Here is a 12,883-nt window from a genome sequence, read left to right on the forward strand (position 1 = left end):
ATCGCGCTTAAATGCGCCCATGATGTCTTTTCACGATAGGCTCGGTGTGCATTACAGGTGGCCGCAGTGATCCCGGTCGCGCTCGACCCGACGCATGTGCGGATCGCGCTGGTCGGTCAGGGACCGCTGGCGAAGCGCCGTCTCGCGCAGTTGCTGGAAGGTGGCGCGGCACCGGCGGTCTATTCACCGGAACCGGATGCGGAATTGATCGCTCTCGCGGGAGCGGCCCTGCGACGCGCCCTGCCCTCGCCCGGCGACCTGGAGGGCATGCAGGTGCTGTTCATCGTCGGCATCGACGATTCCGTCGCTGAAACGCTGGCCCGTCAGGCACGCGACCGCAACATCCTGGTCAATGTCGAGGATGTGATTCCGCTCTGTGATTTCCACGCGCCGTCTGTGATACGGCGCGGCGACCTTCTGATGACCGTCTCCACCGGCGGCAAGAGCCCGGCGCTGGCCCAGGTGCTCCGCGAACGGCTGGAGACTCTGTTCCCCGCCGTCTGGGCGGACCGGCTGGCGGAACTCGCCGCGCTCCGCGACCGCCTGCGCGCCACGGGCGCCAAGGGACCCGAGGTGCTGCGCGCCTGCCGGGATCTGATCGCCGCCAAAGGATGGCTGCCATGATCGCATCGTCTCTCCTGTCCCGCCTGCCCGCCTTCACGCCGGGCAGCGTCTGGCTGGCCGGGGCCGGTCCCGGCGATCCGGGCCTGCTGACCCTGCTGGCCGCCAAGGCGCTGGGCGAGGCCGACGCCATCGTCCACGACGCTCTGGTCGGCGGCGGCATCCTGGAGGCCGCCAACCCCGAGGCCCTTCTGGTGGACATGGGAAAGCGCGCCGGCCACCCCTCCCCCAAGCAGGAGGCGATCAACGCACGGTTGGTGGAACTGGCACGCGAAGGCCGGCGGGTGCTGCGGCTGAAGGGCGGCGACCCCTTCGTCTTCGGGCGCGGCGGTGAGGAATGCCTGGCGCTGGCCCAGGCCGAGATTCCCTTCCGCGTGGTCCCCGGAGTCACCGCGGGGATCGGCGGGCTGGCCTACGCTGGCATCCCGGTGACCCACCGCGGCTTCGGCACCACGGCGACCTTCGTCACCGGCCACGACAAGGCTGGCGGTCTGCCCGCCGATCTGGACTGGGACGTTCTGGCGCGGCTGCCCGGCGCGCTGGTGTTCTACATGGCGCTGGGCACCATCGGGACCATCGCCGAGCGGCTCGAAGCCGCTGGCAAGCCGCCGATGACCCCGGTCGCCATCGTGTCGAGCGCCAGCACCGAGGCGCAGAGCGTCATCGAGACCAATCTTGCCCATTGCGCCCGGGACGTCGTGCGGCTACAGGCCAAGCGCCCCGCGATCGTCGTGGTCGGCGAGGTCGTGCGGCTGCGCGCCGTGATCGGCGCGTGGCAGCAGACCACCGGCCAGCATCCGTTTCCCATCGCCGTGTCGGCGTGAGCGTTCGTTTTAGGAGTTGAAGGCATGGCGTTGAGCGATAAGTCCAGGAACGAGGCGGTGCTGAAGGCCATCACCGCCAACCGCCTGCGCGACGGCGAGGTGATCTTCCTCGCCCCCGGCCCTGACCTCGGCTGGGTGGAGCGTCTGGACGACGCCGCCCTGTTCGAGGACGCGGCGGCCGCCGAAACGGCCCTGGCCGCCGCCAAGGCCAAGGCGGAGGGCGAGCAGTTCGCCGTGGACGTCTACGCCTTCGACCTACGCATCACCGACGGGCAGCGGGTGCCGGTCAAGACGCGGGAGCGCATCCGGGCGCTCGGCCCCACCGTCCGCATCGATCTCGGCAAGCAGGCTGCGGCCTGAACCGGGCGGCCACTTTTTTGACAAGGGCGAGTTCCATGAACCACATCGCGCCCGGCCGCAACGCCGGGGTCTACAGCTACGACGACATCGACCGCCGCTTCGTCACGGAGCGCGTGGAGCAGTTCCGCGCCCAGGTCGAGCGTCGCCTGTCCGGCGAGCTGACGGAGGAGGAGTTCAAGCCGCTGCGGCTGATGAACGGCCTCTATCTTCAGCTCCACGCCTACATGCTGCGCATCGCCGTTCCCTACGGCGTCCTGACCTCGCGGCAGCTCCGCAAACTGGCCCAGATCGGGCGCAAATACGACAAGGGCTACGGCCACTTCACCACCCGCCAGAATCTCCAGTTCAACTGGATCAAGCTGGAGGACACCCCGGCCATCCTGCACGAGCTGGCCGAGGTCGACATGCACGCGCTGCAGACCAGCGGCAACTGCGTGCGCAACGTCACCACCGACCAGTTCGTCGGGGCGGCGCGGGACGAGGTTGTGGACGGGCGCGTCTACGCCGAGATCCTGCGGCAATGGACGACCCTGCACCCCGAATTCACCTACCTGCCGCGCAAGTTCAAGATCGCCATCATGGGGTCGGACGCCGACCGCGCGGCCATCCGCGTCCATGACGTCGGCGTCTTCGCCAAGCGCAACGAGCGGGGCGAGGTCGGCTTCACCTTCTACGTCGGCGGCGGCCTCGGCCGGTCGCCCTTCATCGGCAAGCTGATCCGCGACTGGGTGCCGGAGGAGGACTTCGTCGCCTATCTCGAAGCCATCCTGCGCGTCTACAACCAGTACGGCCGGCGCGACAACATCTACAAGGCGCGCATCAAGATCCTCGTCCACGAGCTGGGCCAGGAGAAATTCACCCAGGAGGTGGAGGAGGAGTTCGCCCGCCTGCGCGGCCCGAAATACCGCCTCGCCCCGGAGGTCGTCGACGAGATCCGCCGCCGCTTCGGCGGCCCGGCCTTCGAGACGCTGACCGATGAGCCGGAGTCCTTCCAGGCCGCCAAGGCCGCGAATCCGGACTTCGCCCGCTGGGTGGCGGTCAACGTGCTGGCCCACAAGGTCCCCGGCTACGCCGCCGCCACCATCTCGCTGAAGCCCGCCGGCGGCATTCCCGGCGACGCCACCTCGGAGCAGATGGAGCTGATCGCCGATCTGGCCGACGCGCACAGCTTCGGCGAACTCCGCGTCAGCCACGCACAGAACCTCGTCCTCGCCCATGTCCGGCAGGACGCTCTGTTCACCCTGTGGACGGCGCTGGAGGCCAACGGCCTGGGCACGCCGAACGCCGGGCTGATCGGCGACATCATCGCCTGCCCCGGCCTCGACTACTGCGCGCTGGCCAACGCCCGCTCGATCCCGCTGGCTCAGGCCATCTCGGCCCGCTTCGCCGATCCGGCGCGCCAGCAGACCATCGGCGAGCTGGGCATCAAGATCAGCGGCTGCATCAACGCCTGCGGCCACCACCATGTCGGCGCCATCGGCATCCTCGGCGTGGATAAGAAGGGCGAGGAGTTCTACCAGATCACCGTCGGCGGCGACCCGACCCTGACCACCGCCATCGGCGACATCCTCGGCCCGGCGGTGACCGCCGACGAGACGGTGGACGCCATCGAGGCCATCGTCGAGGTCTATCTGTCCAACCGGCACGACGGGGAGCGCTTCATCGACACGCTGAAGCGCGTCGGCCACGGCCCGTTCAAGGAGAGAGTCTATGCCGCTCATTAAGGACGGCCGCATCGTCGAGGACGAGTGGGTCGCGGTCGCCGACGGCGAGCCGGTTCCCGCCGACCGTCCCGCCGTCGTCACCTTCGAGCGCTGGCAGGCGGAGCGCGCGAGCTTCGACGGGCGCAACGCGGCGCTCGGCGTCCGGGTCAAGAGCGGGACCCTGGCCCCGGCCATCGCGCCGGACCTGGACCGCTTCGCCCTGGTGGCGATCGAGTTCCCGAAGTTCCGCGACGGCCGCGGCTTCTCCACCGCGCGCGAGCTGCGGGAGCGCTTCGGTTATCAGGGTGAGGTCCGGGCGGTCGGGCACGTCATCCCCGACCAGTACCGCTTCCTCCTGCGTACCGGCTTCACCTCCGCCGAGGCGCCGGAGGACACCAACCCGGAGAGCTGGGCGCATGCCCTGACGGAGATTACCGTCGCCTTCCAACCGTCGCTGGACGACCCGCAGCCGCTGTCGCTCCTGCGCCGCCGCCTGGGGTCCTGACACGCATCGCGCCGCGCCTGCGTTCCGAAGATGGGAGCGGGCGCGGCGCGGTTCACAGTCCGCCGAACAGCCAGAACAGGCCTGCCGCAGCCGCAGCCGCGACCGCCGCCAGCACACCGCCGACGGTGCGCCGCAACCGGGCCTCGCGCCGCTCGACCTCCTGGCGCTTTTTCAGCAGATACTGCTGCTCGGGTCCGAGAAACGCCCCCGAATCGCCATCCAGGGACAGGGCGCGCTTCGCCACGCTCCGGCCGCGCGCGGCGGGGACCGTCCGGACCGGTGGGCGCGCTGCCCGCCCCTCCAAAACCATCGATTCGCCCGCCAGCGGACGCCCTGTCCCCGGACGACCTCGGCCCGCCTTCCTGGATGCCTTCCGTCTTTTGCTCGCCATGCTCCTCACCTCACCGTCGCCCGGCGAAGCATAGCGGCCCTGTCCCGCTTATCCAGCCCTTGATCACGGCAGGCCAGCAAGGTCACACCGCGTTTCCCACCCCTCGCCGAATCATTGGGCAATTGAGGGGAATTTGCGCAAATCGCGTTCCAGTTCCCGAAAAAACGAGCATGCGACTGGAAAAAATCCCGACGCCACCGCCCACAAGCACCAGCAAAATCCGTACTATGCGGCATCGCGCCGATGCAGCCAGGATTTTCGCATGTCCCATGACGTTCCACTTATTTCTATGATCGCCATCGCATTCGGGTTGGCCTTCATCTTCGGATACCTCGCTGATCGCATTCGCTTGCCTCCCCTCGTCGGGTATCTGGTCGCCGGCATCATCATCGGTCCCTTCACGCCGGGCTTCGTCGCCGATGGTGCTTTGGCCGCCCAGTTGGCCGAGATCGGCGTCATTCTCCTGATGTTCGGGGTCGGTCTTCATTTCTCGCCCTCGGATCTGCTGGCGGTCCGGAAAATCGCCATTCCCGGCGCGGTCGGCCAGATCGGCCTCGCCACCGCGCTGGGCGTCGGGCTGGCTTGGCTGTGGGGCTGGAGTCTCGGCGCCGGCCTCGTGCTGGGCCTCAGCCTGTCGGTGGCGAGCACGGTCGTGCTGCTGAAGGCCCTGGAAGAGCGCGACATGCTGAACACCGCCGAAGGCCGCGTGGCGGTCGGCTGGCTGATCGTCGAGGACCTCGCGATGGTCCTGGCGCTCGTGCTGCTGCCGGCCCTGGCGGAGGTCCTGGGCGGCCACGCGCCGGGCGCCGCTGGGAGCGCCGCTGGGGGCCATGGCGCCGGCTCGGACGGTCCGATCTGGCTGACGCTGGCCCTGACGCTGGGCAAGGTCGCGGCCTTCTCCGTTCTGGCGATCGTGCTCGGCCCGCGCGTCGTCCCGGTGATCCTGACCAATGTGGCGCGCACCGGCTCGCGCGAGCTGTTCACCCTGTCGGTTCTCGCCATCGCGCTCGGCGTCGCCTACGGTTCGGCGGTGCTGTTCGGCGTGTCCTTCGCGCTTGGCGCCTTCTTCGCCGGCGTGGTGCTGAACGAATCGCGCTTCAGCCACAAGGCGGCTACCGATTCGATGCCGTTGCAGGACGCGTTCGCCGTTCTGTTCTTCGTGTCGGTCGGCATGCTGTTCGACCCGTCGATCCTGCTGCGCGACCCGCTGGCGGTCATCGCCGTGGTGGCCCTGATCGTGGTCGGCAAGTCGCTGATCGCTTTCGGCATCGTGATCCTGCTGCGCTTCCCGGTGGGCATGGGTCTGGCGGTGTCGGCCAGCCTCGCGCAGATCGGTGAATTCTCCTTCATCCTCGTCGGGCTGGGCATGTCGCTCGGCCTGTTGCCGGAGGAAGGGCGCGACCTCGTGCTGGCCGGCGCGCTGCTGTCGATCACGTTGAATCCGGCGGTCTTCGCGGGCGTCGCCGCGCTGCGCAAGCATCTCCAGGCCAAGCGCGCCGCCGGCGTGCCGCCTTATGGCTGGGAGCAGTTCGAGCAGCTCCAGAGCAGCCTCGCCGACGCCCGCCACCAAGCGGAGGAGCGCGAGAAGGAGCACGACCTGCAGATCCAGGCGCTGGCCAAGACCTTCCCGGTGCTGTCGCTGCTGGACGCCCATGAGCAGGAGCGGTTGATGATGCTGTTCCGGCCCAAGTCGGCGGTGCCCGGCGAGCGCATCATCCGCAAGGGCGACCGCGCCAACGCCATGTACTTCATCGCCTCCGGCGCCGTGGAGGTGCTGATGGAGGGCCAGACCATCCGCCTGGGGGCCGGCACGATGTTCGGCGAGATGGCCCTGCTGAGCGGGCAGCGGCGCAACGCCGATGTCGCCGCGGTCGACTACTGCCAGTTTCAGGTGCTGGAGCGGCGCGACTTCAACCAGTTCACCGCCCGCCACCCGGCGCTGCGCACGGCCCTGATCGACATGGCCGCGCAACGGCGCAAGATGAACCAGCCGGACGCCGCCACCGACGAGGCCGTGGCCGCATCGGAAAACGCCGCCTGAGCGGACGCGGTTTCCGCGAGCCGGTCCGATGGCAAAGGCGATGAAAAGGCCTTGGAGGCGACCGACTCCGAGGCCTTTTCTTCGTCCGGACCATGGGGCGGAGCGACAGGATTTGACCCTGAACCGCGGGTCGCTTCAGGGTGCACGACCGTTTTCGACGCATCGTCCGGCACCGGGTTGGGGGCGACCAGGAGCCCAAGGCACCAGCCAAGGTAAAAACGAAGATCCTCATAGAACGCTTCCGGCGTGTAGATCTGAAAACCCGGACTTTCGATCATGCCGGAGCCCGCCTGAATTCCCCAGGCGAGCAGCATCCAGCCCCCTGCCACCCATGCCGTCAGTTGCGCCAACTCGGGAATGGTCTTCGCATCCCAATGGCGAAGCACCACTCTGCTGCCAAGCAGCGCGATCAGAAAGCCCGGCACGGCGCTCGTTGCCACGATCGGCCAACCCCACCCATAAGCGTGGCCGACGACGACAATCCAGACGCACGCCAAGCCCGTTGCCGGAAGAGCGAGCCGGCGCGATGTCCCCGCGACGAACCAGGCGGCTGTGACCGCCGCCGGAATCGAAGCCCACTCGCTGGCGCTGTCGATCGCCCGTGCCAGACTGGCTTGCTTGGCCCCGTCACCGGCGTGCTCAGCGCCGAGATACGCGATCATCGCTTCATGGATGCACACGACGACAATCCCAAAGACCAGCGACACCAGGACGCCAAGCAGCATTCCACCGGATGGCGCATGCGCCAAACGCCACCGCCCCGCCTTGAACCGCTCTACCAGCGGTTCGACGAAGAAGGCGAAAAGCGTGCCGATGAACAGTGCGGAAAACAGTTCCGCGGTCCCGAAATGCCCGCGCAACAGCACGAACCCTTGCCAGAGAAGTTCCGGGGCAAAGGCGCAAACCGAAACCCATAACGTGTAGACCGCATAGGCCAAGGCACGAGTGAACGGCACGGATTGCCTCCCTCATCGAACGGCCACGCCGAGGTGATGCTGGTTCCCGTCCAGTCTCGCCGGAGAAGCCCCCTACGCGGCCGGCGCAAAATTCACCAACGGAGCCGAACGTCGGCAAAAATCGGCGAGGTTGGACTGCGCCGCGACGAACACGCGCAGCGGCGTGTCGATCTCGTACCGGCAGATGTTGGGCAGGAAGCCCATCAGTGCGGTGTCGGTGCTATGCGGGGCATCACCGAACAGGAAAGGCCGGTCCGCCAAGGTGCCCGCGATGACTTCCAAGTCAGTGAGACCGCGGCTGTAGATCTGGTCGGGCTCGTAACGGCCGATGCCCTGGACATAGTAGCGTTTCAGGTTGTACTGCCGAGCCGCCTCAAGCAGTCCCTCCGTAACGTTTGGATGCGTTTTGAGAAATTCATCCCGAAACAACGGCCAGAACCGCGCATCGGACCACCGTGAGTAGGACATCACCCAATACAGATCATCAAGGGTGCGCCGGATCATACAATCCATGCGCCGTTCGGCCTCGCCGAGATCATCGTCGATCGAAAGGTGATTTCGTCGGATCAGGTGCGCGATGATGAAATCGCTGTCTCCGACCACGGTGTCACCGTCCAGGATGTACGGCAACTGCGCGCGGGGGGCGTCATGGACGTCGACGATGTGCTCTTGTCGATAGGGTAATCCACACAAGCGCAGAAACGCCACGACCTTGAGGCCATACGGGTTGTTGTCCGCCAAGCCATAAAGGTTGGGGTAGGTGTACAGCGTGATCATAGCCGGCTCCATCCACTTGCAGCCCGGCCGGGGCCACGATCCGGTTCCGCAGGGGACCAGTCACGACCAACTCCCATCAGGCCAAATCCCCTCAGGGCCGCCGTTCAGCTTGGCATGGAGTGGCGACTGTTGGATATCCGATCATTGGAACAGGAGATGGGGGTGACCGGCGCGAAACAAGGTGAAATGGCCCCTGTTTCCATCCTCTCGGAGACCGTCCTGGTCATCCCCTCAATGGCCGGCTTCTTCCAGGCATTGGTCAGCGCCTGGAGCCAACTGCCAAACAGGATTCGCAAACAGCGGGGATGATGGGCAAAGAAAAAGCCTTGGAACCGTTGAGTTCCAAGGCTTCTCTTCCGATCCGGAACTTGGTCGGAGCGACAGGATTTGAACCTGCGACCCCCAGACCCCCAGGATGGGGATGGAGGCGTAAGGGCATTGAAATCATTAGATTTTCAAAACGCAAATCAGGCCATTTTTCCACACATTTTGACCCCGAGTTCCACACGGATTTCCACACAGGATGGCCGTGTGGAAGAGCGTGTGGAGGCAACAGCGCCAGCCCTTTCCAACCCCATCCAGGTGCTGAGCATCCTGCTTGCTGATCCGCTGGAGCGGTTGGTACGAATGCAGTGCGATGGGGCCGCTTCCTGGCGCTTGCTTCGTGATGGCCGATTCGTTTCTCCCGATTCGGCGGATAAGCTGCGCGGACCGTCGGCTGTGGAGTTCTACAGCGGGCGCCTGTTCGCGATCGAGGGGGAAGACGGTCCAGCCGATGCCCCGGTGGTGTTTGCGTGGTTCACGAAACTGTGAGCCCAAGCCACTTCGGCATATCCGATGATTTCGGCGCGGTTCCCGTCGAGGTTCATGCGGCGGCCCTCCCCTCGTCAGCGGCCGGGCCGGCCTCGCCGTGCACCAGCCGGCGGAGGTCTTCGATGGCCGACACGACGAGCAGGCAGTCGCCCACAAGCGCCTCGCTGGTCTGCTTCCAGACTTCGAGCTTAGCGAGAATGCCGGCGGCGGTGACGGCGGGGGTGGAGCAGATGACGGACTCAGCGGCGTCGACTTCGGCGCTCCAGCGATAAACCTCGTCCCAGATGACGCGTTGGATCGGGTCGAGCTGGATCTCTTCGTGGGTCCGGCCGGCCTTCTCCAGCTCGCCCCAATGCGCATCCGCCCATTGGTTGGCGCCGGCGCATCGGGCGTCCACCTCCCACCACTTCGCGCACAGAGGAAGGACCGGATCAGTCACGCCCGCGGGCAACCGCTCTTCGAGCGAGGCGATAGCCGCCTCAAAGGGGTCTGCGGCATCCGCCGGGCCGGGAACGGCCAGGGCCACCGCCGACGCGCCGGCCAGGATGGAGCGGCGGGATAAGGGCTCAAGCATGGGCCACCCCCTGCCCGGCAAGCCACGCCGTCAGCTCGTTCCGCCGGGCGCCCACCCTCTTCGTCCCATTCACCTTGAACGTCGGAATCCGTCCCATATCGTGAAGGTGGCGGGCCTGCCGCTCAGTGAGGTTCATGGCACAGGCGATGGCGTGCAGCCCGTACAACAGGTCTTCCGGCTCTGTCGCCTGGATGCGGACCTTGCCCCCGGTCAGCGCCTTCGACTTCTCCGCGGCGATCTGGACGGGCTTGACGACACCCACCACCAGCTCCCCCACCAGCGCGGCCAGCCGGCCCACCTCGGCAGCCAGGGCAGCCAGAGCGGCCCCTTCGGGCGAGGCGAGCTTGCCCCGCCTGTAAGCCAAGAACACCTCGATGATCTGCCGGCGCACCAGGGCGGCTTGCGGGGTGCGGGACAGGGCGCAGATGACCAGCGCTTGGCCTTCGTTCAGGTAGTAGGCTTTGCCGGGGCGGCCGCCTTTGTCGGTGGTTTGCGCCACGGTGGCGCAAACCTCCCCATAGGTTTCCGCTTGGCGAGCGGAAACCCCTTCCGCCTCCACGAGCGGGCCATAGCTCTCCAGCTCGGCGCGGTTCTTCACGATGAGGGAGCGTATCTTGTGACGGTCAGCCATCCCCAACCGGTCAGCAATCGTCAGGTCGAGCACCCGCGGCTCGCCGTCTTGGTCGTTCAACTGGTCCGGGGTCAGAGGCGGCAGTTCGGCGGGCTTGGTCGGCACCAGGGCACCAGCCAATTTCCGGCGGCCGGCGCCGGGCAAAGGTGTGGTATTGACGGAATCAGCCATGATCCGATCTCCACTCAGGTCGGGTTGTGGTCAGGCCGGGCGGGGAGCTTCCACCTTCCCCGTTCGGCCGCTTTTCGCTTGCTGTCAAATCGCATCATAGTTACGATTTTGGCGCAAGGAAAATCGCAACACGGTTCTGAAAATGCTTCCAGTCCAATGTAAGATGGCCCGTGTAGCGGTCGGTTGGGGGGTGCGTGATCTGGCACGCGAAGCTGGCGTTTCGACGGACACCATCGCTCGCTTGGAGCGGGGGGAGGAGTTGAAGGCCGCAACGATCGCCAGTATCCGGACAGCTTTCGAAACAGCCGGCGTCGAGTTCATCCCCGAAGGCCCTTACCAGGGCGACGGGGGAACAGGAGTCAGACTGAAGTAATGACTACCTTATCGACACTTCGAATCACCTAATCCCTGAAAACCTCACAGGAAACTCTGACCGGCATTTCCTGTCAATTAAAGGAGGAAAGTATCATGATTATAAGCCTTTCAGATGACTTAAATGCTGGATTATGCCCAGAAGCCCTACCAACGCTTAACTCAAACTTCGAGAAGGAAATTCACTATAAGAAGCATGGCTTCCGGCACCCATTCGCTAGATACTCTACTAGCATTGACAGTATTGTTCATCACCTGGGTTCAACAATTTCGTCATATGAAAAGGTTAAGCTCTCTCACACTCAAATAGACAAAGATGGAGAATGGGCTAATGAATTGATATCAAACCAAAAGCAACTTTTATACACCATCGCCGAACATTTCGACGCTATAGATGAAGTAATATTTTCTTTTTTTGAAAACAAACAAGATTACTTAAGAAACAAGCGAGTTAAGAGTTTTTTCAGTTTAATATCAAAATACAAAGATCGCGCACGCATTCCTGTAAACCGAATGAAACACAATGGAAGTAATATACGGGCTATTATATTTTACGGAAATGGCAACATAGTCCCCGGTTATTTCATAGAGGGAATAGTTGGCGAGGGTTTTATAGGACCTGACACCAACGTCCACAAAGACGGTAATTCAGCATACTCATTTGCGAGGGACTTAAGGCTGCATATATTTCATATTTATTACATATCGCGGCAGCTATCACATCTCATTGAACAGCTCAACAAGCCAGTGTCACCCAATAAGTTTAATGTTAAATGTTACTGGATTGAGGATTTCGCAAGAAGAATCAATAACATCCATGATGCATACTACTTTGATGAAGTGAAATTACCTAACCCATCAATAAAAATTGGCAAGTCTATTTCACGAACACGCATAGAGTTGACATACAGAAGCAGTCAGCCAAAGCCTGTTCATGTAGTAAGCATTATCGGTCAGCCGTGGAGATATAGAGTGCACTTTGGCGGTGATGGAGTAACAGATATATTCAAAGCACCATACAGTGGAAAAGAGTATAACACAGCGCGTATCGTCAATTTATTTAGTGAATAAGTCCACTTACTTGCTGAACGCCCCCACACCTCACAGGGGCGCGATCTATCGGGCATCCGCTGGCAGGGTGTCGGTTCAAGCGACACCCCCAGCGCAGAAGGAGGCGGAACACCGCCCCTCCCCGGCCGGCTGGAGAGCTGCGTCACCATCATCATGATGCAGGGGCAGCAGATCCAGGCCGGGCGGGGCGCCGGCCTTCCCTGCCCTGCGGGATGGGTGACCGACAGTGGCGCTGGGCGGCATCGGCCCAGAGTTGGTTGGGCGGAGCAGTGTGGTGGCGGACATGGCCGCTTGGCACGCGCACGCCATGCTGTATCATTGCACGCGTCACGGGTGTTCGAGGTGGACTTGTTCGGTAAACCTCCGTTATCGACCCCCATTTGTTTCCTTTAGTTTGGAGATAGAACAATGGATGATGAAAAAGTACGCAAGCACATAACCAAACTTGCGCACTCAATCGCTCTGCTCGGATTAGAAAAATCTAAGAGCGAAAGAGAATAATACATCAAAGAAATACACGAAATGCTTTTAAGAAATGCCAAAGGCAGTGGGATTCCTGACACTTCCGCTCAGAAATGGGCGGATCTTGTCACTGATATAGTTCGCTTCAATTGGAGCGGAACTAAGATATAGGAGTGAGGCGAGCTTTGGCGCAGCTGCTGCTCCTGCGCGGCGTTCATCGCCATGCAGGTGAGCAGCTCCAGGCCGGCGGGTGAGTGCCCCGATGGGATCGGGGTAGTCGGCGCTTGGTCGTCTGCCTCGTACAGGCTCTAGCCTTTGTCGACTACTCGGAATCGTCAGGGGCGGAACCGCAGCTCCGCCCCAGCCCGCCTGCCCAGCTCCTGCGCGCCTTCATTTTCGAGCAAGAGGACGGCCACCAAACTGACTCGGTCTTGACCGTCGGCAGCCAGCTATATCCTACTGTCGGCTATGCGCTATAAGCAGAAGTTCGCTGTGACGAAGACAAATGGCCGGTTTGGGCCCGTTGCACACCGACCGTACCTCCTCAAGTAAACGGATCGCTCAAAATCGAAAGGGTCGCGCATTCGGCTCTCATAACGGATCCAGATATC

General features: G+C 63.5%; 14 protein-coding genes. 10 read left to right on the forward strand and 4 right to left on the reverse strand.

Features of this window, described 5'->3' with window-relative positions; translation table 11 throughout:
• Positions 1 to 57 precede the first annotated feature (57 nt).
• Genes ACWPXE_RS14855 through ACWPXE_RS14875 form a run of 5 tightly spaced genes read left to right on the forward strand, consistent with a single transcriptional unit; the run spans position 58 to position 4,013 of the window.
• Positions 58 to 624, forward strand: coding sequence for a precorrin-2 dehydrogenase/sirohydrochlorin ferrochelatase family protein (locus ACWPXE_RS14855; protein WP_454018444.1), 567 nt, complete (start codon positions 58 to 60; stop codon positions 622 to 624).
• The gene (gene cobA, locus ACWPXE_RS14860; RefSeq protein ID WP_454018445.1) at positions 621 to 1,445 is read left to right on the forward strand and encodes a uroporphyrinogen-III C-methyltransferase; all 825 of its coding nucleotides are present in this window, start codon (positions 621 to 623) and stop codon (positions 1,443 to 1,445) included. Before ACWPXE_RS14855 ends, cobA begins: the two co-directional genes overlap by 4 nt.
• A 24-nt stretch (positions 1,446 to 1,469) precedes the next feature.
• Complete coding sequence (locus ACWPXE_RS14865; RefSeq protein WP_454018446.1) at positions 1,470 to 1,805, forward strand: DUF2849 domain-containing protein; 336 nt, start codon at positions 1,470 to 1,472, stop codon at positions 1,803 to 1,805.
• Between the two features lie 35 nt (positions 1,806 to 1,840).
• On the forward strand, positions 1,841 to 3,529 hold the full coding sequence (locus ACWPXE_RS14870; protein WP_454018447.1) for a nitrite/sulfite reductase: 1,689 nt from the start codon (positions 1,841 to 1,843) through the stop codon (positions 3,527 to 3,529).
• On the forward strand, positions 3,516 to 4,013 hold the full coding sequence (locus tag ACWPXE_RS14875; protein ID WP_454018448.1) for a DUF934 domain-containing protein: 498 nt from the start codon (positions 3,516 to 3,518) through the stop codon (positions 4,011 to 4,013). The genes ACWPXE_RS14870 and ACWPXE_RS14875 overlap by 14 nt, the downstream gene beginning before the upstream one ends.
• A 52-nt stretch (positions 4,014 to 4,065) precedes the next feature.
• Here the strand turns inward: ACWPXE_RS14875 and ACWPXE_RS14880 are convergent, their stop codons facing one another.
• Complete coding sequence (locus ACWPXE_RS14880) at positions 4,066 to 4,257, reverse strand: hypothetical protein (protein ID WP_454018449.1); 192 nt, start codon at positions 4,255 to 4,257, stop codon at positions 4,066 to 4,068.
• 409 nt (positions 4,258 to 4,666) lie between these two features.
• Here ACWPXE_RS14880 and ACWPXE_RS14885 point away from each other — a divergent pair, with 409 nt between their 5' ends.
• The gene (locus ACWPXE_RS14885) at positions 4,667 to 6,445 is read left to right on the forward strand and encodes a cation:proton antiporter domain-containing protein (protein ID WP_454018450.1); all 1,779 of its coding nucleotides are present in this window, start codon (positions 4,667 to 4,669) and stop codon (positions 6,443 to 6,445) included.
• A 1,028-nt stretch (positions 6,446 to 7,473) separates the two neighbouring features.
• On the opposite strand, the gene ACWPXE_RS14890 is transcribed toward ACWPXE_RS14885, so the two are convergent.
• Positions 7,474 to 8,178: a glutathione S-transferase family protein gene (locus tag ACWPXE_RS14890; protein WP_454018451.1), complete on the reverse strand. Its 705-nt coding sequence runs from the start codon at positions 8,176 to 8,178 to the stop codon at positions 7,474 to 7,476.
• 162 nt (positions 8,179 to 8,340) lie between these two features.
• On the opposite strand from ACWPXE_RS14890, the gene ACWPXE_RS14895 reads away from it, so the two are divergent.
• Together ACWPXE_RS14895 and ACWPXE_RS14900 are read left to right on the forward strand one after the other, a co-directional pair.
• Complete coding sequence (locus ACWPXE_RS14895; protein ID WP_454018452.1) at positions 8,341 to 8,487, forward strand: hypothetical protein; 147 nt, start codon at positions 8,341 to 8,343, stop codon at positions 8,485 to 8,487.
• Positions 8,488 to 8,709: 222 nt separating this feature from the next.
• Positions 8,710 to 8,991 (forward strand): hypothetical protein, encoded by a 282-nt coding sequence (locus tag ACWPXE_RS14900; protein WP_454018453.1) that lies wholly within the window; start codon positions 8,710 to 8,712, stop codon positions 8,989 to 8,991.
• 52 nt (positions 8,992 to 9,043) lie between these two features.
• On the opposite strand, the gene ACWPXE_RS14905 is transcribed toward ACWPXE_RS14900, so the two are convergent.
• Together ACWPXE_RS14905 and ACWPXE_RS14910 are read right to left on the reverse strand one after the other, a co-directional pair.
• Positions 9,044 to 9,565: a hypothetical protein gene (locus ACWPXE_RS14905; RefSeq protein ID WP_454018454.1), complete on the reverse strand. Its 522-nt coding sequence runs from the start codon at positions 9,563 to 9,565 to the stop codon at positions 9,044 to 9,046.
• A complete protein-coding gene (locus ACWPXE_RS14910) occupies positions 9,558 to 10,367 on the reverse strand; it encodes a hypothetical protein (protein WP_454018455.1) in 810 nt (269 codons plus the stop codon). The genes ACWPXE_RS14905 and ACWPXE_RS14910 overlap by 8 nt, the downstream gene beginning before the upstream one ends.
• 163 nt (positions 10,368 to 10,530) lie before the next feature.
• Here ACWPXE_RS14910 and ACWPXE_RS14915 point away from each other — a divergent pair, with 163 nt between their 5' ends.
• Positions 10,531 to 10,740 (forward strand): helix-turn-helix domain-containing protein, encoded by a 210-nt coding sequence (locus ACWPXE_RS14915; RefSeq protein ID WP_454018456.1) that lies wholly within the window; start codon positions 10,531 to 10,533, stop codon positions 10,738 to 10,740.
• A gap of 95 nt (positions 10,741 to 10,835) precedes the next feature.
• Positions 10,836 to 11,810 (forward strand): hypothetical protein, encoded by a 975-nt coding sequence (locus ACWPXE_RS14920; RefSeq protein ID WP_454018457.1) that lies wholly within the window; start codon positions 10,836 to 10,838, stop codon positions 11,808 to 11,810.
• Positions 11,811 to 12,883 lie beyond the last annotated feature (1,073 nt).

The organism is Azospirillum sp. Marseille-Q6669 (assembly GCF_965111635.1).